We start from the raw sequence: 25827 nt of genomic DNA, 5'->3' as shown, positions 1-25827 counted from the left end.
GTCGCTGCCTCAGCGGCAGGCGACGGGTTCTGGAAGCGCCGTGACCGGCTTCGCCTTCGTCGGGACCGGGCGACAGCCGTGCGCAGCCGCCAGCCGCCGCAGGAGTCCGAGCGACCTGCCGTGGCTGCGGCCGGTGTCACTGCGCTGCACCCAGCCTCTGGACCAAGCGGCCACCTCGGGAGCAACGCCCGGCAGCGTGGCTGCCGCCGCGCTGCTCGCGGAACCCGGCGGCATACCGGCCGGGGTCGTGCCACTGCCGCCCGTGGACGTGAAGTCGAGGAAGTCCCCACCTCCCGCCGCGGACGACCCACCGCTCGAGGCTCCGCCGGGTTCGGCGTCGCCGGTGGCGCCGTCGCCCTGTTCGGCGCCGGAGGTCGCGCCGGTCGTGGGGGTCGGCGCGGCTGACGGCCCGGTGGTCACCGTCGGCCCACCGGCCCTGGGCCTTCCGGTCGCAGGCCGGTCCCCGCTCTTGAACACCGTCATGGCTGCCACGCCGACCGCGAGGAGCAGTGCCGACACCACGAGGGTCGCAACCGCACGCGAGATGACCACGGGGGCCCTGCGCGCATGCTTGCCAGCCATGGGCTGCCTCGGTTCGTGACTCGACATCCATCGGTCTGCCTGCCGCAGCTCGTCGCCGCGGCCCCTGCACGCCCATCCAGCGTAGCCACGGCACCGAGCCGATGACGGCGACTTACCGGTGGCTGGCGGTAACGACCTCTCGCCAGGAGTCGGTGCCGCAACTACTGGAAAGCCGGAAGTTTCGCTTCCAACAGGGCAGGGCGCGTGGGGAGACCAGCCAACGCGTCCGCATCGCGGGCGAGGCGTCTCACGAGTCGGGATCTCACTAGGATCGGAGGCACGCTGCCCGTCCCCCCACCGGCCCCACCAACCCCCGGGTGCCGAACCCCTGGAGGTCAAGTGTTCAGCAAGGTCCTCGTCGCGAACCGTGGTGAGATCGCCGTCCGGGCGTTCCGTGCCGCCACCGAGCTCAGCGCCAAGACGGTCGCGGTGTTCCCCTACGAGGACCGCAAGTCCGAGCACGTGCTCAAGGCCGACGAGGCCTACCGCATCGGCGAGGAGGGGCACCCGGTCCGGGCCTACCTCGATCCGGTGGGCATCGTGCGAACCGCTGTCGAGGCCGGCGCGGATGCCGTCTACCCCGGCTACGGCTTCCTGTCCGAGAACCCCGACCTCGCCGAGGAGTGCGCCAAGGCCGGTGTCACCTTCGTCGGCCCGCCTGCGTCGGTGCTGCACCTGACCGGCAACAAGTCGCGGGCCATCGCCGCGGCCAAGAAGGCGGGCCTGCCCACCCTCAAGGGCGCCGAGCCGAGCACCGACATCGACACCCTCGTCGCTGCCGCCGAGGAGATCGGCTTCCCGATCTTCGCCAAGGCAGTCGCGGGCGGCGGCGGTCGCGGGATGCGCCGGGTCGAGCGCCGCGAGGACCTGCGCGACTCGCTCGAGGCCTGTATGCGCGAGGCCGAGTCGGCGTTCGGCGACCCGACCGTCTTCCTCGAGGAGGCTGTCGTCAGCCCCCGCCACATCGAGGTGCAGATCCTCGCGGACGCGGCCGGCAACGTGATCCACCTGTTCGAGCGGGACTGCTCGGTCCAGCGGCGGCACCAGAAGGTCGTCGAGATCGCCCCGGCACCCAACCTGCCTCCCGAGCTGCGCGAGCGGATGTGCGCCCACGCCGTCGCGTTCGCCAAGGAGATCGGCTACGTCAACGCGGGCACGGTCGAGTTCCTGCTCGCCCCTGACGGCCGCTACGTCTTCATCGAGATGAACCCGCGCATCCAGGTCGAGCACACGGTCACCGAGGAGATCACCGACGTCGACCTGGTGAGCTCCCAGATGCGCATCGCCAGCGGCGAGACCCTCGAGGACCTCGGCCTCTCGCAGGACACCCTGCAGATCCGTGGCGCGGCACTCCAGTGCCGCATCACCACCGAGGACCCGGCCAACGAGTTCCGGCCGGACACCGGTCGGATCACGACCTACCGCTCGGCGGGCGGGGCGGGCGTCCGGCTAGACGGCGGCACCATCTTCGTCGGGGCCGAGATCGGCGCCCACTTCGACTCGATGCTGGTCAAGCTCACCTGCCGCGGCCGGGACTTCCCGACGGCAGTGCGTCGGGCCAGGCGCGCCCTGGCGGAGTTCCGGATCCGCGGTGTCTCGACCAACATCCCGTTCCTCCAGGCGCTGCTCGAGGAGCCCGACTTCCTGGCCGGCCACATCACGACGGCGTTCATCGACGAACGCCCCGGCCTGCGGACAGCCCGGCTCCCCGCCGACCGCGGCACCCGGCTGCTCACCTACCTCGCCGACGTGACGGTCAACCAGCCGCACGGTCCGGGTCGCACCCGGGTCTCACCGCGCTCCAAGCTGCCGGCGATCGACCGCGGCACTCCCCCGCCGCCCGGCGCTCGCGACCGGCTGCTCGTGCACGGACCCCAGGCGTTCGCCGAGGCCCTGCGCGCCCAGGAGGCCGTCGGAGTCACCGAGACGACCTTCCGCGACGCCCACCAGTCGCTGCTCGCCACCCGGGTCCGCACCCGCGACCTCATGCACGTCGCCCCGCACGTCGCCCGGCTGACGCCGCAGCTGCTGTCCGTCGAGGCCTGGGGTGGCGCGACCTACGACGTCGCGCTGCGGTTCCTGGCCGAAGACCCGTGGGACCGCCTGTCGCAGCTGCGTGAGGCGATGCCCAACCTGCCGCTGCAGATGCTCCTGCGCGGGCGCAACACCGTGGGCTACACGCCCTACCCGACCGCCGTCACCGATGCCTTCGTGACCGAGGCGGCGCGCACCGGCATCGACATCTTCCGCATCTTCGACGCGCTCAACGACGTGGGCCAGATGCGTCCCGCCATCGAGGCCGTCCGCGCCACCGGCACCGCCGTCGCCGAGGTTGCGCTCTGCTACACCGGCGACCTCACCAGCCCCGGCGAGAAGCTCTACACGCTCGACTACTACCTGCGCCTCGCCGAGCAGATCGCCGAAGCCGGTGCGCACGTCATCGCCATCAAGGACATGGCCGGGCTGCTGCGTGCCCCCGCGACGCACACCCTGGTCACCGCCCTGCGAGAGCGCTTCGACCAGCCCGTGCACCTGCACACCCACGACACGGCCGGGGGCCAGCTGGCCACCCTGCTGGCCGCCATCGACGCCGGGGTCGACGCGGTCGACGTGGCCAGCGCCGCCATGGCGGGCACGACGTCCCAGCCACCGATGTCGAGCCTGGTCGCCGCCACCGACGGCACCCCACGCGCCACCGGGCTCGACCTTGCGGCCGTCAACGACCTCGAGCCCTACTGGGAGGCGACCCGCCAGCTCTACTTCCCGTTCGAGTCGGGGCTGCCCTCACCCACCGGTCGCGTCTACACCCACGAGATCCCAGGCGGCCAGCTCTCGAACCTGCGGCAGCAGGCCATCGCCCTCGGTCTCGGTGACCGCTTCGAGGCCGTCGAGGACATGTATGCCGCGGCCAACCGGATCCTCGGCAACATCGTCAAGGTCACGCCGAGCAGCAAGGTCGTCGGCGACCTCGCACTCGCGCTCGTCGGCGCCAAGGCGGACCCGGCGGACTTCGAGGCCAACCCGACGAAGTACGACATCCCCGACTCGGTCATCGGCTTCCTGTCCGGCGAGCTCGGCGACCCGCCCGGTGGCTGGCCCGAGCCGTTCCGGACCAAGGCGCTCGAGGGCCGCACGGTCAAGCCCCGCGTCACCGACCTGAGCGACGAGGACAGCGAGGCACTCAAGGCGAGCCCGCGGCATACCCTCAACCGGTTGCTCTTCCCCGGGCCCACCGCGGACTTCGAGAAGTCCCGCGAGGCCTACTCCGACCTCGGTGTCCTCGGCACCCGCGAGTTCCTGCACGGCCTCGAGGTCGGGTTCGAGCACGAGATCGACCTCGAGCCCGGCAAGCGTCTGCTCCTCGGCCTGCAGTCGGTGTCCGACGCCGACGACCGCGGCATGCGCACCGTGATGTTCACCATGGGCGGCCAGCTCCGGCCGGTGCAGGTGCGGGACGCGAAGATCGCCGTCGACGTCAAGGCCGCCGAGAAGGCCGACCCGGGCACCAAGGGGCACGTCGCGGCACCGTTCGCCGGCGTGGTCAGCCTCGCGGTCGAGGAGGGCGCCAGTGTCGAGGCCGGCGCCGTGGTCGCCACCATCGAGGCGATGAAGATGGAAGCCAACATCACCGCTCCCGTGGCTGGTTCCGTGCAGCGGCTGGCCATCGGGTCGCAGCAGCAGGTGGAGGGCGGCGACCTCCTGATCGTGCTCGGCTAGGCCGGTCTGAGCGACTCGCTACGCCCCTGACCTGCACAAATGTCGTTTTCGGGTTACGGTCGAAGGGTACGCGGTCAAGAAGCGGCTGTGTCAGAAGGAAGCACCACCCAACGAGCACGCACCCAACGGAGGGAGCCCACCATGGGACTGACTGACAAGCTCGACAACGCCAAGGACAAGGCCACCGGCGAGGCCAAGGAGGCCACCGGCAAGGCGACCGACAACGAGCGCCTCGAAGCCGAGGGCAAGGTCGACCAGTCGGAAGCCGACCTCAAGCAGGCCGGCGAGAAGGTCAAGGACGCTTTCAACAACTAGGCGTCACCACCTCGGGTATGCCGCGTGCGAGCGATCGTGCGCGGCATACCTCTGTGACGTGCCGGTGCGGTCGGCAGGCCGGGGCTACCAGGAGCCGCCCGAGCTCCCGCCGCCACCGCCACCGGAGAAGCCGCCGCCCCCGGAGAAGCCGGAGCCGCCCGAGCTGCCCGGCGTGCTCGTGAAGGTGCCACCAGCCGTCGTGGCGAACGAGTCCATGTCGTTGGCGATACCGTCGTAGTCGAAGGCGCCGCTCCCGATGTACCAGAGCGGGGGCGTGAGGGTGTGGCCGGCCGCGGCAGCGGACTCCGCGACCTGGCGGAACGTGCCGGCCCACTGCGAGGCGACGCCGTAGACGATGGCGTAGGGCAGGTAGCGGCTGAAGATGTCCTGCGCTTCCTCCCACTTGATCTGGTTGGCCTCGGCCGTCACGAGGTACTTCTTGAACCCCTCGGACTGCGCCTTGACCGCGCTGCCCTCCGCCGTGCGCGCGGCCATCCGCCGTCCCAGGAACACCACGATCAACCCGGCCACGACGCCGCCGCCGAGCAGGATCGCGGCCGGCGGGACCGGGAGGCCAGTGCCCGCCCCGAGGCTGAACAGGGGTCCGGACAGGAAGGCGAAGGCCAGGCCCGAGCCCACCACCAGGAGCCCACCGAGCCCGGTCCACGTCCCGCGCTGCGCCGCCGGCGACCGGCGGAACCAGCCGCGCCGGACCACCTCGTCGTACATCAGCCCCTGGACCCGCTGAAGGGTCGGCTTGAAGGTGTTCTTCATGCTGGACAGGGTGCGACTGGGTTCGGTCGCGAAGACCCCGGCGAGCAGCGCCTCCTCGTAGGGCAGGAGGGCGGTTCGGGCCTGCTCGGGGCTCGGGGTGGTGCGGGTCAGCCGCCAGTCCTTGCTGCGCAGGAAGCCGCCCTCCTCCTCGGCGATGGTGAGGTGACCCCTGGCTGCGAGGTCGATGAGGGTGGCGGACACGTCGATGGTGTTGGCCTCCTCGTCGATGACCGTGCCGACCAGACCGGGCTGGACTCCCTCCGGCGGGGTGAACTGGACCGCCACCGGACCGGCTCGCCCCCTGACGACCGGTCCGTCGGCACCGCCGACGGGGCTGAGGCCAGGCGTCAGGCCGGCGTACGCCTCGTCGCGTCCGCGCGTGTAGACCAGGGTGCCCATCAGGCCGGCGGCCAGCAGCGGCAGCGTCACGCCGGCCCCCGCGAACAGGGCGCCCAGCGCCTTGGAGGTGTCCGAGGCGATGACGGTGCCGTCGCTGGACACCTCACCCTGGTGCAGGACCGGCTCGAGTGAGCCGAAGTCGGTGATCGGCAGCGACGCGAGGATCGAGACACCGCGCCCGTTGCCCGCCTCGGGGGTGCTGAACTCGGCACTGGCACCCGGTGTCGCCGTGCAGCGCTCCGTCGACCCGAACTCGCCGATGAAGCACTCGGCCCGATCGCTGGGGCTCGCACCGGTCACCGTCGCGCTGACGTCCTTGTAGGTGTTGTCGTCGGAGGCGTCGACCAAGTTGTAGTAGACCTCCGCGTGGTCGGTGAAGCCGTTGACGTAGGCGCCGAGGTGGTAGCGCACGACGTAGGTCTGGGTGCCGCTCACCGTCTCGTCGGCCCGGCCGACCCGGATTCGCACCGAGGAGCCGTCGGTGGCGTCGTTGACCGACACGTCGGCCGGGGCCCCCGACGGCGAGGTGGCGGTGACGTCGGAGAGGGGGTACTCGCGGTAGGTGTCCGTCTTGTCCTGGTAGCCGACCCGCACCGTGACGAACCGCTCGATGCCGTGCCGTTCCTCGCCGTCCGGGAAGTGCCAGGTGATGTTCTCGGCGACGTCCAGCGAGCCGTCCTCGTTGACCGTGATGTCGACGTGGAACCGGGTGGCCAGGTCGTCGCTCGACGCCGCCTGTGCCGCACTCCCGGTGAGGACCATCGCCGCGAAGGCGAGCAGCACGGCCAGCCCGGCGCCCGCGGCATACCGGCGCGGTCCCCTGGTGCCCGCGGCACACGGGCGCGTCCCCCCGCGCACGTGCATGCTCCTAGCGCCCCTTGCCCGAGGTCTGTCGCGCTGCACTCATGGCCCGCTGGGTGTCGCGGGTGTCCTGGCGCTCGCGCAGCGCGTGCCGCTTGTCGTACTGCCGCTTGCCCTTGGCGATCGCGATCTCGACCTTGGCCCGGCCGTCCTTGAAGTAGAGCTGCAGCGGCACGATGGTGTGCCCGCTCTCGGACGACTTCTTCATGATCTTGGCGAGCTCGGCGCGGTGCAGCAGGAGCTTGCGGCGCCGGCGCGGGGTGTGGTTGGTCCAGTTGCCGTTGACGTACTCGGGGATGTGCACGCCCTCGAGCCAGAGCTCGTCACCGCGGAAGGTGCCATAGCCGTCGATGAGCGACGCGCGACCCATCCGCAGCGACTTCACCTCGGTCCCCATGAGCACGATGCCGGCCTCGAAGGTGTCCTCGATGAGGTAGTCGTGGCGCGCCTTGCGGTTGCTCGCCACCACCTTGCGACCCTGTTCCTTGGCCACTGCCCGTCCACGTCCTTCGGTCATCGCTGCATCGTTGCGTGGTCGACTCCCGACCCAGCGAGGCAACGCTACCTGCAGGGCGGGGTATGCCGGCCAGTCGGTTTCGCTGCGACGGCGCTGCTAGGACGGAGCGTGGGTCTCAGCCATCACTGTCACAACCACCGGCGGGGATCCTTCGGGACGCCGTCCTCGTAGGTCTCGAAGTGCAGGTGGCACCCCGTGGAGGAACCGGTGGTGCCGACGTAACCGATGATCTGTCCACGCGAGACGTGGCCGCCGTGGACGGCATACCGGCTCATGTGGTTGTAGGTGGTGACCAGGTCGACACCGCGCACGATGCCGTGGTCGATCATGATGCGGTTTCCGTACCCGCCACCCCAGCCCGCGGAGATGACGGTGCCGCTCGCGGCGGCCCGGATCGGGGTCTTGCAGTCGGCCGCGAAGTCGCGCCCGGCGTGCAGCCGCCAGTAGTGCAGGATCGGGTGGAAGCGCATCCCGAACTCGGAGGAGATCCAACCCTCCGACGGGCGGGACAGGAAGCCGGTCGACTTCGAGGGGCCCTTCGGGACCGCCTTGCCGGCCCTGCGCAGGGCTGCGGCGCGGCGAGCGGCGGCGGCCCGGGCGGCCTTGGCCTGCGCCCTGAGCACCGCCTGCAGGCGCAGCTGTTCCTTCTGGGCGGCGTCGAGCTTCGCCTTCTCGGCCACCTTCTGGGCCTCGAGGGCCTGGGACTGGGCGGCCTGCTGGACCGCGAGGGCGTCCAGCTTCGCCTTGGCGGCGGTCGCGGCAGCCCGGGCCTGCTCGGCCTTGGCCAGGGCGGCTTCGGCCTGCTTCTTGGCGGCCTCGACCTGCACCTTGAGGGCCTTGATGTGGGCTTCCTGCGCGCTCGCGGCGGCTCGTGCGGTAGCCAGCCGGGAGAGGGACTGGTTCTGCACGTCCATGACCGTGTCGTTCATCGCGATGCGGTTGGCGAAGTCGTCCGGGGTGGTCGCGCTCAGTGCCACCGACAGCTGGCCCATCCCCTGGTCCTGGTAGAGCTGCGAGGCGAACCGGGCGACGCGGGTGCGGGTCTCGGCGAGCTTCGTGCGGGTCGCAGCAAGAGCGTCGACGGCGCGGGCCTCGTTGGCCCGGGCGACGTCCAGCTGCACGGCCATCTCGTCGTTGTAGGCGTCCGCCTTGGCGACCTCTGCCTCGGCCTTGTCGACTGCCGCCTGGGCCGCGGGGAGGGCGGCCTGGGTGCGCTGCAGGGCGATGTACGCGTCCTTGAGGCTGGCCGAGGTGTCCTCGAGCTCGCCCTTGAGCGCGTCGATCTCCTTGTCGACCTTCTTCTTGGCCTTGTTCGGGTCGTCGGCGCGGGGCGCGGCGGCGCGGACCGACGACGGCTGGGCGATGGCCGCCGCGACCGACGGGGTGGCGACACCGAGGGAGCACGCGACCGCGAGCCCGATGGCCATCAGGCGGACACGATGAGACGCGTGAAGACGCGGGGGGATTGCGCTCATAGGCCTCATTGGTAACACACACCACACCAGTTTCTGGGGATTCCAGCCTGTGAATTGCCCGATCGGCCGAGGTTGTGCGCGACGACGAACCGTCGTGGCAGCCGGGCGCTCAGACGCGCAGGTAGCGGCGCAGCGTGGCCCAAGAGGTGAGGACCGACACGACGAGCATGAACCCGACCAGCCACGGCGCGACGAACCAGATGTCGGTCGTGCCCACGAGCGGGGCGTCCTGCAGCACGGCCGAGACCTTGGGCAGCAGCGAGTCCGCGGTGACCCAGAGGCCGACGATGGCCAAACCGGTACCGGTGAGCGCCGCGAGCACCGTCTCCATGACGAACGGCAGGCGGATGGTGAAGTTCGAGGCACCGACGAGCTTCATGATCCCGGTCTCGCGCCGCCTGCTGAAGGCAGCCTGGCGGATAGTCGTGGCCATCAGCAGGATCGAGCACAGCACCATCAGACCAGCGAGGAACAGCGATCCGATGGTCACCACGTTCATCACGGTGAAGAGCTTGTCCAGCGTCTTCTGCTGGTCCTGGACGCGGCCGACGCCGGGCGCACCCTCGAAGGCGCTGACCACCACGTCGTACTTCTTCGGGTCGTTCAGCTGGACCCGGAAGTTCTGCGGGATGTCGCCGACCTGCAGGTAGTCCGACAGCGGCGAGTTGCGGTACTGCTCCTTGAACCGGTCGAAGGCCTGCTGCTCGGACTCGAAGTAGACGTTCTTGACGAGCGGCTTCATCTCGTCGAGCTGGGACCGCAGCGAGTCGCGCTGCTCGTCGGTGACGGCCTTGCCGTCGCAGTTGGCGTCGAGGGAGTCCTTGCCGCACATGAAGATCGAGACCTGGATGCGGTCGTACCAGTAGCCCTTGAGGGTGTCGACCTGGCCCTGGGCGAGGAACCCGATGCCCATGAGATAGACCGACACCATCGTCACCAGCATCACCGACACGGCGATGGACAGGTTCCGGCGCAGGCCGATCGCGATCTCGCTGAGCATGAACTGCAGTCGCATGGGGGTGGGTCTCCGGTGGTCTCTGGTCTCGGGTGGGGCGTCGGGCGCGGCGGTCAGCTGCCGCTGCCGTAGACACCCTTGTTCTCGTCGCGGATGATGTGGCCGTTCTTGAGCTCGACGACCCGCTTGCGCAGCTGGTCGACGATGTCGTCGTCGTGGGTGGCCATCACGATCGTGGTGCCGGTGCGGTTGATCCGGTCGAGCAGCCGCACGATGTCCAGGCTCGTGGTGGGGTCGAGGTTTCCGGTCGGCTCGTCGCACAGCAGGATCGGCGGTTTGTTGACGAACGCCCGCGCGATCGCGACCCGCTGCTGCTCACCACCGGAGAGCTCGTGCGGCAGCCGCTTCTCCTTGCCCTCGAGCCCGACCATCTCCAGGGTCTCGGGGACGACCTGGCGGATGGCGTGACCGGAGCGGCCGAGCACCTGCAGCGCGAAGGCGACGTTCTGGTAGACGTTCTTGTTCGGGAGCAGGCGGAAGTCCTGGAAGACCGTCCCGATCTCGCGCCGCAACCGGGGCACCTTGCGGTGCGGCAGGCTGCCGACCTCCTGGCCTGCGACGAGCACGGTCCCCTGGGTGACGCCCTCTTCCTTCAGGACGAGTCGCAGCAGCGTGGACTTGCCGGAGCCGGACGCCCCCACCACGAAGACGAACTCGCCACGCTCGATCTCGAGGTTGATGTCGCTCAGCGCCGGTCGGGTGGACCGGGCGTAGACCTTGCTGACGTTCTCGAAACGGATCATGCGCGCGGGGTGAGCCTTACGGGGGGACGAATGGGACGACATACCGGTCGAAACGCGCGGACGCGCACGACCCACCCGAGGATAGGTTGCCGAACTTGGTATGCCGCGCAGCCGCACCTTCTCGGCGTTGCGGCCCCCACACGCGAGCCGACTACTGGGCCAGCTTCTCCTGCTCCTTGCGCCACCGGACCCCGGCCTCGATGAAGCCGTCGATGTCGCCGTCGAAGACAGCGGAGGGGTTGCCCACCTCGAACTCGGTGCGCAGGTCCTTGACCATCTGGTAGGGCTGCAGGACGTAGGAACGCATCTGGTCACCCCAGCTGGCCTTGACGTCGCCGGCCATCTCCTTGCGCTCAGCGGCCTCCTCGGCCTGGCGCTGGACGAGCAGCCGGGACTGGAGGACACGCAGCGCGGCGGCGCGGTTCTGGATCTGGGACTTCTCGTTCTGCATCGACACGACGATCCCGGTCGGGATGTGCGTCATCCGGACCGCGGAGTCGGTGGTGTTGACGCTCTGCCCACCGGGGCCGCTGGAGCGGAAGACGTCGACCTTGATCTCGTTCTCGGGGATGTCGATGGAGTCGGTCTGTTCGATGAGCGGGATGACCTCGACGGCGGCGAAGCTCGTCTGGCGTCGCCCCTGGTTGTCGAACGGACTGATCCGCACCAGGCGGTGCGTCCCGGCCTCGACCGAGAGGTTGCCGAACGCGTACGGCACGTTGATCTCGAAGGTGGCGGACTTGAGCCCGGCCTCCTCGGCGTAGGACGTGTCCATCACCTGGGCCGGGTAGTTGTGGCGCTCGGCCCAGCGCAGGTACATCCGCATCAGCATCTCGGCGAAGTCCGCAGCGTCGACGCCGCCGGCGCCGGCGCGGATCGTGATGACGGCCGCACGCTCGTCGTACTCGCCCGACAGCAGGGTGCGGACCTCGAGCTCGCCGACGGCCTTCTGGAGGGAGACCAGCTCCTTCTCCGCCTCGAGCATCGTCTCGGGGTCGCCACCGTCCTCGGTGCCCATCTCGACGAGGGTCTCAAGGTCGTCGATCCGCTGGTCCATGCCGGTGACGCGCTCGTACTCGGAGTTCGCCCGCGACAGCGCGGAGGTGACCTGCTGGGCTGCGTCCGGGTCGTCCCAGAGGTTCGGCACCGAGGCCTTGGCCTCGAGCTCGGTGATCTGCTGCTGGACGGAGGCCAGGTCGGTCACCTCGCGCACGGAGTCCATGGTGTTGCGGAGCTGCTTGATCTCTTGCTGGAAGTCGACGGCCACGAGACCCAACTGTATGTCACCGTGCCCCGCACCCCGACCGGCACAGAGCCGGTCAACAGACAGACCCGATCAACAGACAGACCCGATCAACAGACAGACCCGATCAACAGACAGAGCGCAGGTATGCCGCGTGGCTGGGCCACGCGGCATACCTGTCCCTGGTGCCGTGCGGCCTCAGACGACCAGGCCGAGGATGAGGACGAACACCAGGCCGGACACGGAGAGCAGCGTCTCCATCAGCGACCACGACTTGAGGGTCTGGCCGACGGACAGGCCGAAGTACTCCTTGACCAGCCAGAAGCCGGCGTCGTTGACGTGCGAGAAGAAGACCGAGCCGGCCCCGATCGCGAGGACCAGCAGCGACACCTCAGGGGTGCTCATGCCGGCGGCGAGCGGGGCGAGGATGCCGGAGGCGGTCACCGTCGCGACGGTCGCGGAGCCGGTGGCGAGGCGGATCATCACGGCCACGACCCAGGCGAGCAGGAGGACGCTGACGCCACTGCCCTGCACCCAGTCGGCGACCAGACCGCCGATGCCGGTGTCGACGAGGGTCTGCTTGAAGCCACCACCGGCGGACACGATGAGCAGGATGCCGGCGATGGGCGGCAGCGCCTTCTCGAGCGAGGACGCGAGGTCCTTGGTGCCCATGCCCGCGCCGCGGCCGAGGGTGAACATGCCGACGATCACGGCGATGAGCAGCGCGATGATCGGCGTGCCGAGGAAGTCGAGCACGGTGCGGACCGGGTTGTCCTCGGCCGCGAAGATGTCGGCGAGCGCCTTGCCCATCATCAGGACCACCGGAGTGAGGACGGCCAGGAGGGTCACGGCGAAGGTCGGGCGCTGGAGGCGGGCTTCGCGCTCGTCGTCGGCGCCGAACATCTCGGGAGCGGGGACGTCGACCCAGCGGCCGGCGAAGCGCGCGAACAGCGGGCCGGCGATGGCGATGGTCGGCAGCGCGACGAGGACGCCGAAGGCCAGCGTGATGCCGAGGTTGGCCTTGAGGGCGTCGATGGCCACCAGCGGACCAGGGTGCGGGGGCACCAGGCCGTGCATCGCCGAGAGGCCCGCGAGCGCCGGGATGCCGACCTTGATCACCGAGAGTCCTGAGCGGCGGGCGACCAGGAAGATCACCGGCATCAGCAGGACGAGGCCGATCTCGAAGAACATCGGCAGACCGATCAGGGCGCCGACGCCCGCCATCGCCCAGGGCAGCGTGCGCGGCGACGACCGGCCGACGATGGTGTCGACGATCTCGTCCGCACCGCCGGAGTCGGCCAGCAGCTTGCCGAACATCGCGCCGAGGGCGATCAGCGTGCCGACACCGGCCGCGGTCGAGCCGAAGCCCTTGGTGAAGCTGTCGATCGTGTCGGACATCGCCACACCGGCGACGGCGCCGACCGTGAGCGACCCGAGGGTCAGCCCGAGGAAGGGGTGCAGCTTGAAGCGGGTGATCAGCACGACGATCACCGCGATGCCGAGCAGCGCCGCGGGGATCAGCCGTGCCGCGGGGATGTCGGGGATGTCAGCGGCGTCGGCCGCGGTGAGGGCCGGCTGGAGCAGGGCGAAGAAGTCGGTGTTCACGGCTGGGTCACGCCTTTCGAAGCGAGGGAGGAGAGCACGGTGAGGGACTCGTCGACGAGGGTGTCGACCGGCTCGGCGACGTCGAGGACGGCGCCGATCTCGTCGGGCTGGAGCCCTTCGAGGGTGGCGAACTGGGAGTCGATGAGGGCGGCGGGCATGAAGTGGCCCGGACGGCCGGCGACCCGGGCGGCGAGCACGTCGCGGTCCCCGTGCAGGTGGAGGTAGACCGCGTGCGGGGCCGCGTCAGTGAGGACGTCGCGGTAGGAGCGCTTGAGCGCCGAGCAGCTGGCGACACCGCCGCTCTCGCTGTGCTCGACCAGCCAGTCGGCGATGGCTCGGAGCCACGGAGCCCGGTCGGCGTCGTCGAGCGGGATCCCGGCCGACATCTTGGCGATGTTGGCCTCGGGGTGGAAGTCGTCGGCGTCCGCGAAGGGGACGCGCAGCCGCTGGGCGAGGGCCGCTCCGACAGTCGTCTTGCCTGACCCGGACACCCCCATCATCACGACAAGGGGCGGTGCGGGTTGATCGATCTCTTCAGGCATGGGCTGACTCCTGTGTCGGCTCGGGCTCGTCATCGAGGTCCTGACATCCAGAGTGACCGATCAGAACCGTTTTAACAAGAGGGTGAACCCAATAAATATTATTTAAGACTCACTATGCCCGGACACGTCATGTCTGGGAGACTTGCCGCATGCCCACCCGTCCCGGCGCGAAACGTTCGGCCGCGGCTGGTGACCCCGAGGGCAAGTCCCCCGCGTCCGAGCCAGCCACGGGGCCCGAGGTCGGACTGCACGCGAGCGTGCTCGACAAGCTCGGTCAGGAGATCGTGTCCGGGACCGTGCCGGTCGACAGCGTCGTCCGGATCGACCAGCTCGACGAACGCTTCGGCGTCTCCAGGTCCGTGGTGCGCGAAGCCGTCCGGGTGCTGTCGTCGATGGGCCTGGTCGAGACCCGGCGCCGGCTCGGGGTGCGGGTCCGCCCCCGGTCGCAGTGGAACGTGTTCGACCCGCGGGTGATCCGGTGGCGCCTCGACGGCCCGGACCGTGAGGACCAGCTCGTCTCGCTCGGTGAGCTGCGCCGCGGGTTCGAACCCGTGGCTGCCGAGCTCGCCGCCGACCGAGCGACCCCCGACCAGTGCGGCGCGATGGCCGCGGCCGTCATGCAGATGACCGTGCACGCCAAGTCTGGTGACCTGGTGGCCTACCTCGAGGCCGACAAGGACTTCCACCGGACCATGCTCGAGGCGTCGGGCAACGAGATGCTCGCCTCCCTCTCGACCGTGGTCGCCGAGGTGCTCTCCGGTCGGACCCACCACGACCTGATGCCGCGGACTCCGAACCCCGCCGCCATCCGGCTGCACGGTGACGTCGCCCAGGCGATCGGCTCAGGTGACGGCAAAGCGGCCAGTGCCGCGATGGCCTCCATCATCGACGAGGCCAGCGCCGCCGTCCGCGACGCCAAGGGCACCGGGCACCGCAGCTGAGCCGAGGGCTCGCGGCGGCGCCCGGGACCCGGGGTCGGGGTCGGGCGCCGGGTCAGCTCACAGGTCGCAGGTGTTGACGAGGTCGCCCGATGCCGGTCGCGCCCGCACCCCGTCAGCCGGAGGCTGCACGCCGCGCTCCACCCACCCGGTGAGGTCGTCGAACGCGGTCCGCGCACACGGCAGGAGCGGACGCAGCTGGTCAGGGAACGCGGCATACAAGCCGTCGGTGTGGGTGCCGTCCGCGACGCTGTAGTAGCGGTGCAGCGCACCGGCGCCGGCCTGGTCGATCAGCCGGTCGTAGACGTCGGCGTCGATGGCCGGCGGCAGCAACGTGTCGAGGGTGCCCTGCACGGTGAGCATCGGCTTCCCGATGGCGCCAGTGAGCTGCACCGAGGCGACCGCGTCCTTCACCGACTGGGGCCGCGAGGCGTAGTCGTAGTCGGCGTCGCAGGAGGGAGTTCCGCTGGCGCAGAACGGGATTCCGGCCTTGAGGTCACCGTCGAAAGCCGGGTCGAACTCCTCGCGGTAGATGCGCTGGGTCAGGTCCCAGTAGACGGTCTCGTGGAACGGCCACAGGAACTCCGACCCGGGCACGAACCCGGCCCCGATGATCGCGTCGTGGGCCGCCTGGTCGCCGGTCGCGGCATACCTGGGGTAGTTCTTCAGGGCAGTGGGCAGGTAGGTGAGCAGGTTGGGGCCCTCGGCGCGGAACAGCGTGCCCTCCCAGTCGAGGCCGCCGTCGTAGAGCTCGGGGCGGTTCTCGAGCTGCCACCTGGTGAGGTAACCGCCGTTCGAGATCCCGAACATGTAGGTGCGCTGCGGGACCTTGGCGTAGACCTGCTTGACGACCCGCTTGGTGGCGAGGGTGAGCTCGGTGACGCGCTGGTTCCACTCCGCGATCGACCCACCGGGGGCGGACCCGTCGTCGTAGAAGGACGAGCCGGTGTTGCCCTTGTCGGTCGAGGCGAACGCGTAGCCCTTGCTCAGCACCCAGTCGCCGATGATGAAGTCGTTGGCGTACTGCGCCCGCACGCCTGGGGCGCCGCTGACGATCAGGCCGCCGTTCCAGTGGTCCGGGATCCGGATCACGAACTGGCTGTCGTGCTTCCAGCCGTTGTTGGTGTTGGTTGTCGAGGTGTCGGGGAAGTACCCGTCGACCTGGATCCCGGGGACCCCGCTCGGGTTCTTCGTCCCAGCGGGGTTGAGGCCGGCCCAGTCGATCGGGTTGGTGTGGCCGCTCGCGACGGTGCCCGCGGTGGTGAGGTCGTCGAGGCAGGCGACCTTCTGCATCTCGGCGCCCGGCACCGCGATCTTGGCCTGGCGCGCGCAGTGCCCGCCCTGCGGCTTGTCCGCGGCGGCCGGCCCGGCCGTCGCCAGCGCTCCCCCGATGGCCAGGACTGCGGAGGTGGCGAGGGCGGCGGTGCGGCGACGTGACGTCGTTGTCAGTGGCATGCGAGTCATGCAACCGCCGCGCAGCGCACCCCTCAATGTGGGTGCCCCACACAAAGCCGGTATGCCGCGTGTGCGGCCCCCTGGAATCCGGCCGGCCGAGCAGCGATGGTTCGCGCGCCCGGACACGCCTCGCGCCCCGCCCGAGTGTGGCGGGGTGCGGGGCGGGGTCATCGTCGCGGCGGCCCACCGTCGCGAGCCTGCGCGGGCACCTGGGAGGACCCTCGTGGGACCTGACGGCTGGCTCGCCATGCTGCGAGCCGGGTGTCGTAGGACCCAGGTGTGAGATCCCATCGGACGAAGGGTCCGTTGGGCCCGGTGATGACCTGGCCGGCGTAGCGGTTGGCGTGCACGACGGTGTGGTGTGCCTGGCACAGCAGCGCGCCGTGGTCGGTGTCGGAGGGTCCGCCGTCGGCCCAGTGGATGAGGTGGTGGGCGTCGCACCAGGTGGCGGGTTTGATGCACCCCGGGAACGAACAGTGCCGGTCGCGCTGCCACAGGTGGCGGATCTGGGCGCGGTTGAAGAGGCGTTCGGCCCTGCCCTGCTCAAGGACCTCGCCGTGGCTGCCGAGCACCGCTGGGATGACCTGGGCATCACAGGCGAGGCGACGGACGCTCTCGATGGACAGTGACTCCCCGCTCAGGGTCAGGCCGGCCCCGCGACAGGTCTGCTGCAGCTCGGCCAACCCGATGGTGACCACGAGGCTGGTCTTGGCCTGCCGCGGCACCCCATCGGGTGCGCTGACCGCCCTGCGCACCAGCTCGATCAATGCATCAGCCCGCCGCGCGCCCGGGGTGCGCGGGTCGTGCTCGCCGGTCTCCGGGTCTGTCACCGGCTTGGCCAGGGCGTCGACCGCGGCATCGACGACCGCGGCACCCTCGTCGTCCAACAGCATCGTGTAGCGCCACATCCCCAGCGGACCCCTGCCCCTGGCGAGCGACCGGTGTGCACGACGGACCTCCGCCTCGTGCTCGACCAGCCGGTCGGGGCGCATCAGGTCGGCGGTGCGGCGCACCGCGATGGCGAGCACCTTCTCGGGCATCCCGTCATGGCCCCGCGCACCGCGCAGCAGCTCGGCGGTGGAGTCCTCCAGCTGGGACGGTTCGGCCAGGCCACGAACCGCTTGGTGGAACCGCACCAGCATCGCCGCTTTCGCCACCGGCAGTGCGTCGGTCGTCTCTGGGTCCGCGCCCATCGCCACCGCGTCCCGCACCCGAGCCAGCCGGGTCTCACCCGCAGCACCGGCGACCGTGTCCAGATCGGCCAGCAGTCGCGCACCCAGCCCGGGCGCCCTCAGCCGCGCCCAGTCCAGGGCGCCCCACCCGTCGCCGACACCGAGCCCACGCGAGCGTGCCTCACCCACCACGGCAGCCAGCTGCGCCTCCACGCATGCGTGCAGCTGACCCAGGGTCGTCATGGCGTCCTCGACCTCGCGGTCGGACAGCGCCCACACCCGTTCCGGGCGGGCACTCGCCAAGGTGTGACACGCCGCCCGAGCGGCGCCCAACACCGGTCGACCGTGATCGGCCTGGCCGTGCGTTGCCTCGTGCGGCGAGATTGCCATGACCCAAACCTAGACGACACCACCGACAGCCCAACTCGCCCGCCCGAACGCGAATTCGCCTGCTACGCAATAGATCCCGCCCCTTGTGGATCACCTGTGGCGCCAGTGAACCCCGATGCGAAATCGCGCCGATACGGCTCAGATACTGAGCCGTATCGGCACCGCTCATCAACAGCGTGCGGAATCAAGAGCCAGCCAGAGACGCCTCGGAAAGGGGTCCCGGACAGGGCGGGACCAATCTCGCGCAGGACCTGCCGAGATGCCCGGCCACGAGCTTGGCCCTCCACCGCAGCCCCAACTGCGCCACGTCAGCCGACGGGACAGCCGCTGACGCCCGACGTCAGACGGAGGCGCGCAGGATGTCGCGGGTCACTTCCATCTGCCCGCGGTGCTGGGCGAGCTCCTCGTAGACGTGGAACAGGATGCCGCCCTGAGTTGTCAGGAAGAAGTCTGGCGCGTGGTCCTTCGGCGCCGCTGGCGGGTTGACCGGCGCCGCGTCGACGTCGGCGCGGGCGACCCAGTCCCGCAACGACTCCCGCATCCGGTCGGTGTCGGCCGCAAGGCCGGCCACGGGGCCAGTGGCGGCGAACTCGGCGTCGCGGTCACGCGGCACGACCTCACCCAGGTTGACCGTCGAGGCCCACCGCGCGGTCACACCGAGGCAGTGGGTCAGGATCGCAAGCGGGCTGTTGGCATCCGGCAGATCTAGCCGCTGGTTGGCGAGGTCGTCTCCGAGGTCGACGACGATGTCACGCATCGCCACGAGGGCCTCGTCGCAGAACTGCAGGTAGGTGTCCGGCTCGATCACGGCTGGCCCGTCTCGATCAACCGCTGGAACCCTGCCTCGTCGAGGATCGGGCGACCCAGCTCGCGGGCCTTGTCCTCCTTGGTGCCGGCGTTCTCGCCGACGACGACGTAGTCGGTCTTCTTCGACACCGACCCCGACGCCTTGCCGCCGCGGGACAGGATGGCCTCCTTGGCCGAGTCGCGCGAGAACGTCTCGAGTGACCCGGTGACGACGATGGTCATACCGGCCAGCGTCTGCTCGACCGACTCGTCGCGCTCGTCCGCCATCACCACCCCGTCGGCCTGCCACTGCGTGACGATCTGGTCGTGCCAGTCGACGGTGAACCAGGCGGCGACTGCCTCTGCGATGACTCCCCCGACGCCTTCGACACCGGCCAGCTCCTCGGGACGCTCCTTGGCCGCCTCGCGCAGGGCGTCCATCGTGGCGAAGTGCTGCGCCAGCGCCCTCGCAGCCGTGGGACCGACATGCCGGATCGACAGGGCCACGATGACCCGCCAGAGCGGTTGCTGCTTGGCCTGCTCGAGGTTCTCCGACAGACGGATCCCGTTGGCTGACAGCACCTTTCCGTCGACGACGGACTCCGGCGGGTCGGTCTTCTTGGCAGCTCGGGTGAACAACGGAACCGTCGCCAACCGGGTGCGCCCCGACTCCCCCGCCAACCCGAACAGGCCACTCTCGTCCTCGAGCACTCCCGACTCGAGCAGGGCGACGGACCCCTCCCAGCCCAAGGCCTCGATGTCGAACGCGCCGCGCCCGGCCAACCCGGCCAGCCGCTCCCGCAGCTGCGACGGGCACGTCCGGGAGTTCGGGCAGCGGATGTCCTTGTCGCCTTCCTTCTCCGGCGCCAGCGGCGTCCCGCAGGACGGACACTCGGTGGGCATGACGAACTCGCGCTCCGACCCGTCGCGCAGGTCGACGACCGGCCCGAGGATCTCCGGGATCACGTCACCGGCCTTGCGCAGCACCACGGTGTCGCCGATCAGCACGCCCTTGCGACGCACCTCGTCGCCGTTGTGGAGGGTGGCCCGCTCGACAGTGGAGCCCGCCACGACCACCGGCTCCATCACGCCGAACGGGGTGACGCGACCGGTGCGACCGACGTTGACCTGGATGTCGAGGAGCTTGGTGTTGACCTCCTCGGGAGGGTACTTGAACGCGATCGCCCAGCGCGGGGCGCGCGAGGTGGACCCGAGCTGGCGCTGCAATGAGATCTCGTCGACCTTGATGACGATGCCGTCCAGCTCGTGCTCGACGCTGTGCCGTTCCTCGCCGTACTGGTCGATGAACTTCTGCACGCCGTCGATCGAGTTGAGCACGCGGTAGTGCGTCGAGATCGGCAGCCCCCACTCCCGGAACAGGTCGTAGGCCTGCGACTGCCTGGTCAGCTCGAACCCCTCACGCAACCCGATGCCGTGCACGAGCATGCGCAGCCCACGACTGGCGGTGACGCGGGGGTCCTTCTGCCGCAACGACCCTGCGGCGGTGTTGCGTGGGTTGGCATAGGGCGCCTTGCCCGCCTCCACGAGGCTGGCATTGAGGTCGCCGAACGCCTCCACGGGGAAGTAGACCTCACCCCGGATCTCGACCCGGGTCGGGTGGTTGGACCCGGCGAGCTGGTGCGGGATGCCCTCGATCGTCTTGACGTTGTTGGTCACGTCCTCGCCCGTACGGCCGTCGCCGCGGGTGAGCGCCCGCACGAGCCGCCCCCTCTCGTAGAGGAGGTTGACGGCCAGGCCGTCGATCTTGAGCTCGCACAGATAGTGGTATGCCGCGGAGCCGGCATCGCGCGCCACCCTCGCCGCCCAGGCGGCCAGCTCCTCGGGCGAGAAGCAGTTGTCGAGACTCAGCATCCGCTCGAGGTGGTCCACCGCCGTGAAGTCGGTCGAGAAGACCGCGCCACCCACCTGCTGGGTCGGGCTCTCGGGGGTGCGCAGCTCCGGGTGCGCCTCCTCGAGCTCGTTGAGCCGGCGGATCAGTGCGTCGTAGTCACCGTCGCTGATCGTCGGCGCATCCTTGACGTGATAGGCGAACTGGGCCGCCGTGGCCTGCTCCGCGAGGTCCGTCCACTCGTGGCGCGCCGCCTCGGTCGCAGGCTCGGGAGCGGGCTCAGGTGCGGCCTCTGCTGCGGCCGTCAAGTCAGTCTTGGTCACGCTGCCCATCCTGCCGCACACCCCCGACGCCCGCTGCGGCAACAGCCGCCCAGGTCCGGGCACACGGCATACCGCGAAGACGTAGCCAAACCACCTGCTCAGCGGAGAGGATGGCTGGAACCGGACCCCACAGCGTCGAGGAGCCCTCGCCATGACCAATCTCGCCACCAACCTGGTGACCACTGCCCAGGAGCGGCCCGACCAGGCCGCCATCAAGTTCATGGGCAACGACATCACCTACGCCCAGATCCACGGCATGGCAGCAAAGGTGGCGGGATCGCTCAAGGCTGCGGGCATCGAACCCGGTGACCGGGTGGCGATCATCCTGCCCAACATCCCGGCGTTCCCGGTCGTGTTCTTCGGGTCGCTGCTGGCCGGTGCGATCGTCGTCCCGATGAACCCGCTGCTCAAGTCCGGCGAGATCGACTTCTTCTTCACCAACTCCGGCGCGAAGGTCGCGTTCGTGTGGCCGGACTTCGTGAGCGAGGCCACCGAGGGCGCCAAGAACTCGGGCACGCGGATCATCCCCTGCGGACCGATGGGACCCGTCGACGGAGCGCTCGAGGGCGGCGACCCGATCGCCGTGCCGGTCGAGCGGGACGACGACGACACCGCGATCGTGCTCTACACGTCGGGCACGACCGGCCGGCCCAAGGGCGCGGAGCTCACCCACAAGAACGTCCACCTCAACGCGCACCGCAGCGCCGTAGAGATCCAGGCCATCACCCCTGACGACGTCGTGATGGGGTGCCTCCCGCTGTTTCACGTGTTCGGGCTGGTGGTCGGGCTCAACGCCGCGGTCATCGCGGGCGCGGCGCTGGCCCTGATCCCGCGCTTCGACCCCGCCGAGGCGATCAAGGTGATCGGCAACGAGAAGGTCACCATCTTCCTGGGGGTCCCGACGATGTATGCCGCGATCCTGCACCACCCGGACTCCGACGCCCTCGACGCGAGTTCGCTGCGCACCTGTTGCTCGGGCGGCTCCGCGATGCCCTTGGAGGTCATGAAGGCGTTCGAGGAGAAGTTCGGCTGCATGATCCTCGAGGGCTACGGCCTGTCCGAGACCTCGCCGGTGGCGTCCTTCAACCTGCCGACGAGGGAACGCAAGCCCGGCACCATCGGCGTCGCGATCCCCGGCTGCGAGATGAAGCTGGTCGACCTCGACGGCAACGACGTCCCGGCCGGCGATGGTGTGGGCGAGATAGCGATCCGCGGTGACAACGTGATGAAGGGCTACTGGCAGAACCCCGAGGCCACCGCAGAAGCCATCCCCGACGGCTGGTTCCGCACCGGCGACCTCGCCACCGTGGACGACGAGGGCTACTTCACGATCGTCGACCGCAAGAAGGACATGATCCTGCGCGGCGGCATGAACGTGTACCCGCGTGAGGTCGAGGAGGTGCTCTACACCCACCCCGACGTGCTCGAGGCGGCCGTGGTCGCGGTGAAGGACGACCGGCTGGGCGAGGACGTGGGTGCAGCAGTGGCGTTGCGTCCCGGGTCGACGGCGACGATGGACGAGGTCCAGGCGTACGTCAAGGAGAAGATCGCTGCCTACAAGTACCCGCGCCACATCTGGCAGGTCGACGAGCTGCCCAAGGGCCCGACCGGCAAGATCCTGCGCCGCGAGGTCCACAAGCCGGCCGACGCCGACGCCTGAGCTCGGCGGTCAGGCGTCCTTGCGGCGCCTGGCCGGCAGGCCGATGACGACGGCCGAGACGAGCACGATGGCCGCGCCTAGCAGCTGCGGCCAGGCCAGGTGCTCGTCAAGGACGGCCACGCCCAGCAGCACCGACACGACCGGGATCAGGTAGGTCACCGTGGTGCTGACCGTCGCACCCGCTCCCCTGACCACGTCGAACTGGAGCATGTAGGCGAGCCCTGTCCCGACGACGCCCAACGCGAGGACGCAGAGCAGCGGCAGCAGCACTCCCCCGGACTCGAGGTTGACGTGCCCGGACCACGGCGCGGCATACGTGTCACGGTTGAAGAGCCACCACACGAGCAGGACCGGCACCATCAGGGCGGACCCGACCAGCAGCAACGCCGTCGGCATGGACAACCCGCCGAGGTCGGCATCGCCGAGGAACCGCCGGTTGTAGGTCCAGCCCAGGCCGTAGCACGCACCCGCGACCAGCGTCATGCCGAAGCCCAGCAGATCCGGGCGTCCGGCGGACTCCCACGGCTGCATGATCACGATGACCCCGACGAACCCGATGATCACGGCCGCGAGCTTGCGCGGCGAAAGCCGGTCGCTCGGCAGGAGAGCGAGGGCGAAGAAGACGGCGGCCAACGGGGTCGTGGCGTTGCCGATCCCGGCGAGGGCGGACGAGACGCGCACCTCACCGGCGGCGAACAGGCTGAACGGCAGCGCGGTCAGGAACACCCCGGACACGGCCAGGTGCACCCACGTCCGACGCGCACGCGGCAGCTTGCCACCGGTGACCGCCAGCATGGCAAGCAGCGTGGCGGTGCCGGCGAAGATGCGCAGACCCGAGATCTGCAGCGGGGCCATGGTGCGCAGCCCGACCTTCATCAGCAGGAAGCTCGACCCCCAGATGAGGGCGAGCAGGACGTACTTGGCCTGCCAGGGCACCCGGGTCGCCCGAGTCTGCGGGACGGTGGGGGCGGCGGCGACGCTGCTCATGGGTGGCTCAACTTTCGGCTCGTTCGGACCATTCCGCGGCCACGGCGACCGCTGCACGTTGAACGCGCCAAGCCCCCTCGGGTGTGAGCCCGGGAAGCCCGCAGGCCGGGCTCGCGGTGATGTCGGTCAGGGACTTCGTGGACAGGCCCGCGTCGTGCCAGCCCCTCGTCACGAGGTCGGTGGCCGCGCGCACGGTGCCGCTGCCATCGGTGGGCAGGCAGCCGGCATACAGCGCGACGCCGTCCTCGACGGTGGCGGCGATGGACTCCCAGCGCTGTGGCGTGAGGGCGGTGACGTCGAGCGCGACGGCGCCGACGCCGGTGGCGCGCAGCAGAGGCAGGGGTATGCCGGGGTCGCAGCAGTGCACGACCGTCGCCGCTGCCTCGATGGCAGGGTTGTCGGTCGCGGCAGCGAGCACGTCGCGGAGGCCGTTCATGGCCGCGAGCGGGTCGACGGGACGCAGGTGGCCGTAGCCGGACGCGGTGGGTAGGTGGCCGGCGAGGACCGCAGGCAGGGACGGCTCGTCGAGCTGGAGCACCAGCGAGGCGCCCGGGACGAGACGGGCGATGTCGGCAAGGTGGACGCGAAGACCCTCGGCGAGCGAGCCGACGAGGTCGCGCAGCGCGCCCGGGTCGGCGAGCGCCTTCTCACCGCGCTGGAGCTCGACGCCGGCGGCGAGCGTCCAGGGGCCGGTGCACTGCACCTTGAGGTCGCCCTCGTAGCCGTCGAACGCCTCGGCGAGCTCGTCGAGGTCTTGGCGCAGCAGCGCCTTGGTGCGGCTGGCGTCGTGGCCGCCTCGCTCGACGAACCGCCAGCCGCTGGGCTGGAGGTCGACGTGCAGGTCGACGAGCAGGCCGGCCGCGCGGCCGATCATGTCGGCGCCGGGGCCGCGGGTGGGCAGCTCGGGGAGGTAGGGCAGGTGGCCGTCGCCGAGGATGTCACGGACACCCTTGAGCGCCTCGCGGATGTCGGTGCCCGGAAGAGATCCGATGCCAGTTGCGCGAGCCACGGCTCCGAGACTAGTCAGCAGCGCCGACACCGTCGTCAGCGCACGGTCACCACGGTCTGGCTCTCGAGACCCGAGGCCGGACGCGTCGTCAGTCGGGGAGCTCGCTCGGCAGCACCACGGCGTCCACCAACGCGCCGTTGCGGATGACGGTGACTTCCATCCGCTGCCCGATCGCCTCCCTGAACAGCCGCTTCTGCAAGGACTGGGCGTCGCCGAGGGGGGCGCCGTCGATCGCGAGGACCAGGTCGCCGGCGAGCAACCCGCTCTGGGCGGCGGGGCTCCGCTCGACGACCTCGACGACTCGCAACGCACCGCGCTGCCCGTAGCGCTCGGCCTGGGCGGGCGTCAGGCGTGCAGGGGTGCTCACGAGCCCGAGGTACGCGCGCCGCACCCGTCCGTCATGCATCAGGGCGTAGATGATCCGGTGCGTCGTGGCATTGATCGGTACAGCCATGCCGAGGCCCACCCCGGCGACGGCGGTGTTGATCCCGACGACCCGACCGCGGCTGTCGGCGAGCGCCCCACCGGAGTTGCCGGGGTTGAGCGCCGCGTCGGTCTGGATCACGTCCTCGATCAGCCGCGCGGTCGTGCGGGTGCGCACCGGCATACTCCGGCCCAAGGCGCTCACGACGCCCGCCGTCACCGTGCCCGAGAGGCCGAGCGGGTTGCCGACGGCGACCACGAGCGAGCCGACCAGGAGCGAGCTGGCGTCGCCGTACTCGGGTGGGCTCGGCACCTCACGGTCCGCGCGGATGACGGCGAGGTCGGACAGCGGGTCACGGCCCACGACCTCGAAGTGGGCGACCGTACCGTCGGCGAACTCCGCGCTGCCTCCGCTCGCATCCCCGACGACGTGGGCATTGGTGACCAGGTGGGACTCGCCGGTGAGGACCACGGCCGACCCGGCGGACTCCCCGCGGCGGGACCGGATCCGGAGGGCGGCAACCTTCGGCGTCAGCTGCGCTGCAACCGAGGTGACGATCGCCGAGTAGGCGTCCAACGCGGCGGACTCCGCTACCGGGTCGGTGGTCTCCCCCTCTGGGTCGGTGCTCATGGCTGTGTCAACGAGCGGTGGGCACGCGGGGATTCCGGGGTTCACCGAGGGCGAAACGCAACACACCGGGGGGGCGGGTGGTCAGCCAAACCAACCCATCGGGTATGCCGCGCTGCGGACCTCAGCGCGCGAGGTCGGCGCTGGTGCGGGGCACCCGGTGGCGTCCCTCCACGGATCGCGGAGGGGCGGTGCGGGTCGAGGTGAGTGGGGACGGCAGGAGGGCGCCGACGGTGAGGCCAGCCAGACCGGCCAGGTACTCGTTCACCGGCTGGCCACGCACCGACAGGTAGATCACTGCTCCCAGGGTCGAGAGAGCTGCCACGACGACCGCCAGGCTCGAGACCCTGGCTGCGAATTCGTCACGCATGACGACCTCCAACCTGGGCTGGGCACGACGCCCAACCCTTTCTACTCAG

At 70.2% G+C, this 25827-nt stretch carries 21 protein-coding genes; 4 read left to right on the top strand and 17 right to left on the bottom strand.

What is annotated here, in order from left to right; genetic code table 11:
- Positions 1 to 9: 9 nt before the first annotated feature.
- Positions 10 to 582, bottom strand: a complete 573-nt coding sequence (locus EAH86_RS02345; RefSeq protein WP_140736999.1) for a hypothetical protein — start codon at positions 580 to 582, stop codon at positions 10 to 12.
- A 339-nt stretch (positions 583 to 921) separates the two neighbouring features.
- Between EAH86_RS02345 and EAH86_RS02340 the strand changes: the two genes are divergently transcribed.
- On the top strand, positions 922 to 4299 hold the full coding sequence (locus EAH86_RS02340; protein WP_140736998.1) for a pyruvate carboxylase: 3378 nt from the start codon (positions 922 to 924) through the stop codon (positions 4297 to 4299).
- A 141-nt stretch (positions 4300 to 4440) separates the two neighbouring features.
- On the top strand, positions 4441 to 4614 hold the full coding sequence (locus EAH86_RS02335) for a CsbD family protein (RefSeq protein ID WP_140736997.1): 174 nt from the start codon (positions 4441 to 4443) through the stop codon (positions 4612 to 4614).
- 84 nt (positions 4615 to 4698) lie between these two features.
- Here EAH86_RS02335 and EAH86_RS02330 read toward each other — a convergent pair whose 3' ends face one another.
- The 8 genes from EAH86_RS02330 to EAH86_RS02295 all read right to left on the bottom strand — a co-directional run bounded on the left by EAH86_RS02330 (position 4699) and on the right by EAH86_RS02295 (position 13788).
- Positions 4699 to 6645 (bottom strand): DUF2207 domain-containing protein, encoded by a 1947-nt coding sequence (locus tag EAH86_RS02330; protein WP_241668138.1) that lies wholly within the window; start codon positions 6643 to 6645, stop codon positions 4699 to 4701.
- A 10-nt stretch (positions 6646 to 6655) separates the two neighbouring features.
- The gene (smpB, locus tag EAH86_RS02325) at positions 6656 to 7141 is read right to left on the bottom strand and encodes an SsrA-binding protein SmpB (protein WP_194150738.1); all 486 of its coding nucleotides are present in this window, start codon (positions 7139 to 7141) and stop codon (positions 6656 to 6658) included.
- Between the two features lie 152 nt (positions 7142 to 7293).
- Positions 7294 to 8592, bottom strand: coding sequence for a M23 family metallopeptidase (locus tag EAH86_RS02320; RefSeq protein ID WP_140736994.1), 1299 nt, complete (start codon positions 8590 to 8592; stop codon positions 7294 to 7296).
- A 157-nt stretch (positions 8593 to 8749) separates the two neighbouring features.
- Positions 8750 to 9655 carry a permease-like cell division protein FtsX gene (gene ftsX, locus EAH86_RS02315; RefSeq protein ID WP_140736993.1) on the bottom strand — a complete coding sequence of 302 codons (906 nt, stop codon included), beginning with the start codon at positions 9653 to 9655 and terminating at the stop codon, positions 8750 to 8752.
- Between the two features lie 53 nt (positions 9656 to 9708).
- Positions 9709 to 10398 (bottom strand): cell division ATP-binding protein FtsE, encoded by a 690-nt coding sequence (gene ftsE, locus EAH86_RS02310; protein WP_140736992.1) that lies wholly within the window; start codon positions 10396 to 10398, stop codon positions 9709 to 9711.
- A 151-nt stretch (positions 10399 to 10549) separates the two neighbouring features.
- Complete coding sequence (prfB, locus tag EAH86_RS02305; protein ID WP_140736991.1) at positions 10550 to 11665, bottom strand: peptide chain release factor 2; 1116 nt, start codon at positions 11663 to 11665, stop codon at positions 10550 to 10552.
- 174 nt (positions 11666 to 11839) lie between these two features.
- The gene (locus tag EAH86_RS02300; protein WP_425325202.1) at positions 11840 to 13246 is read right to left on the bottom strand and encodes a GntP family permease; all 1407 of its coding nucleotides are present in this window, start codon (positions 13244 to 13246) and stop codon (positions 11840 to 11842) included.
- On the bottom strand, positions 13243 to 13788 hold the full coding sequence (locus EAH86_RS02295; protein WP_206665705.1) for a gluconokinase: 546 nt from the start codon (positions 13786 to 13788) through the stop codon (positions 13243 to 13245). Before EAH86_RS02295 ends, EAH86_RS02300 begins: the two co-directional genes overlap by 4 nt.
- A gap of 149 nt (positions 13789 to 13937) precedes the next feature.
- Between EAH86_RS02295 and EAH86_RS02290 the strand changes: the two genes are divergently transcribed.
- Positions 13938 to 14729, top strand: a complete 792-nt coding sequence (locus tag EAH86_RS02290) for a FadR/GntR family transcriptional regulator (RefSeq protein WP_140736990.1) — start codon at positions 13938 to 13940, stop codon at positions 14727 to 14729.
- A gap of 57 nt (positions 14730 to 14786) precedes the next feature.
- Here EAH86_RS02290 and EAH86_RS02285 read toward each other — a convergent pair whose 3' ends face one another.
- The 4 genes from EAH86_RS02285 to ligA form a co-directional block, all read right to left on the bottom strand.
- On the bottom strand, positions 14787 to 16181 hold the full coding sequence (locus EAH86_RS02285) for a tannase/feruloyl esterase family alpha/beta hydrolase (RefSeq protein WP_206665704.1): 1395 nt from the start codon (positions 16179 to 16181) through the stop codon (positions 14787 to 14789).
- Positions 16182 to 16348: 167 nt separating this feature from the next.
- Positions 16349 to 17743, bottom strand: a complete 1395-nt coding sequence (locus tag EAH86_RS02280; RefSeq protein WP_140736989.1) for an HNH endonuclease signature motif containing protein — start codon at positions 17741 to 17743, stop codon at positions 16349 to 16351.
- Positions 17744 to 18083: 340 nt separating this feature from the next.
- Positions 18084 to 18551 (bottom strand): DUF664 domain-containing protein, encoded by a 468-nt coding sequence (locus EAH86_RS02275; protein ID WP_140736988.1) that lies wholly within the window; start codon positions 18549 to 18551, stop codon positions 18084 to 18086.
- Positions 18548 to 20710, bottom strand: a complete 2163-nt coding sequence (gene ligA / locus EAH86_RS02270; RefSeq protein ID WP_140736987.1) for an NAD-dependent DNA ligase LigA — start codon at positions 20708 to 20710, stop codon at positions 18548 to 18550. Before ligA ends, EAH86_RS02275 begins: the two co-directional genes overlap by 4 nt.
- Positions 20711 to 20852: 142 nt before the next feature.
- Between ligA and EAH86_RS02265 the strand changes: the two genes are divergently transcribed.
- Positions 20853 to 22361 (top strand): long-chain-fatty-acid--CoA ligase, encoded by a 1509-nt coding sequence (locus tag EAH86_RS02265; protein WP_140736986.1) that lies wholly within the window; start codon positions 20853 to 20855, stop codon positions 22359 to 22361.
- Positions 22362 to 22370: 9 nt separating this feature from the next.
- Here the strand turns inward: EAH86_RS02265 and EAH86_RS02260 are convergent, their stop codons facing one another.
- The 4 genes from EAH86_RS02260 to EAH86_RS02245 all read right to left on the bottom strand — a co-directional run bounded on the left by EAH86_RS02260 (position 22371) and on the right by EAH86_RS02245 (position 25778).
- Positions 22371 to 23348 (bottom strand): DMT family transporter, encoded by a 978-nt coding sequence (locus tag EAH86_RS02260; protein WP_140736985.1) that lies wholly within the window; start codon positions 23346 to 23348, stop codon positions 22371 to 22373.
- A gap of 7 nt (positions 23349 to 23355) precedes the next feature.
- Positions 23356 to 24357: a methionine synthase gene (locus tag EAH86_RS02255; protein ID WP_140736984.1), complete on the bottom strand. Its 1002-nt coding sequence runs from the start codon at positions 24355 to 24357 to the stop codon at positions 23356 to 23358.
- An 88-nt stretch (positions 24358 to 24445) separates the two neighbouring features.
- Positions 24446 to 25411 carry a S1C family serine protease gene (locus EAH86_RS02250; RefSeq protein WP_140736983.1) on the bottom strand — a complete coding sequence of 322 codons (966 nt, stop codon included), beginning with the start codon at positions 25409 to 25411 and terminating at the stop codon, positions 24446 to 24448.
- A gap of 121 nt (positions 25412 to 25532) precedes the next feature.
- Positions 25533 to 25778 carry a hypothetical protein gene (locus EAH86_RS02245; RefSeq protein WP_140736982.1) on the bottom strand — a complete coding sequence of 82 codons (246 nt, stop codon included), beginning with the start codon at positions 25776 to 25778 and terminating at the stop codon, positions 25533 to 25535.
- Between the last annotated feature and the right edge of the window lie 49 nt (positions 25779 to 25827).

The organism is Pedococcus bigeumensis (genome assembly GCF_006438965.1).
Lineage (GTDB): Bacteria > Actinomycetota > Actinomycetes > Actinomycetales > Dermatophilaceae > Pedococcus > Pedococcus bigeumensis_A.
This window is presented reverse-complemented; position numbering and strand designations above follow the sequence as displayed.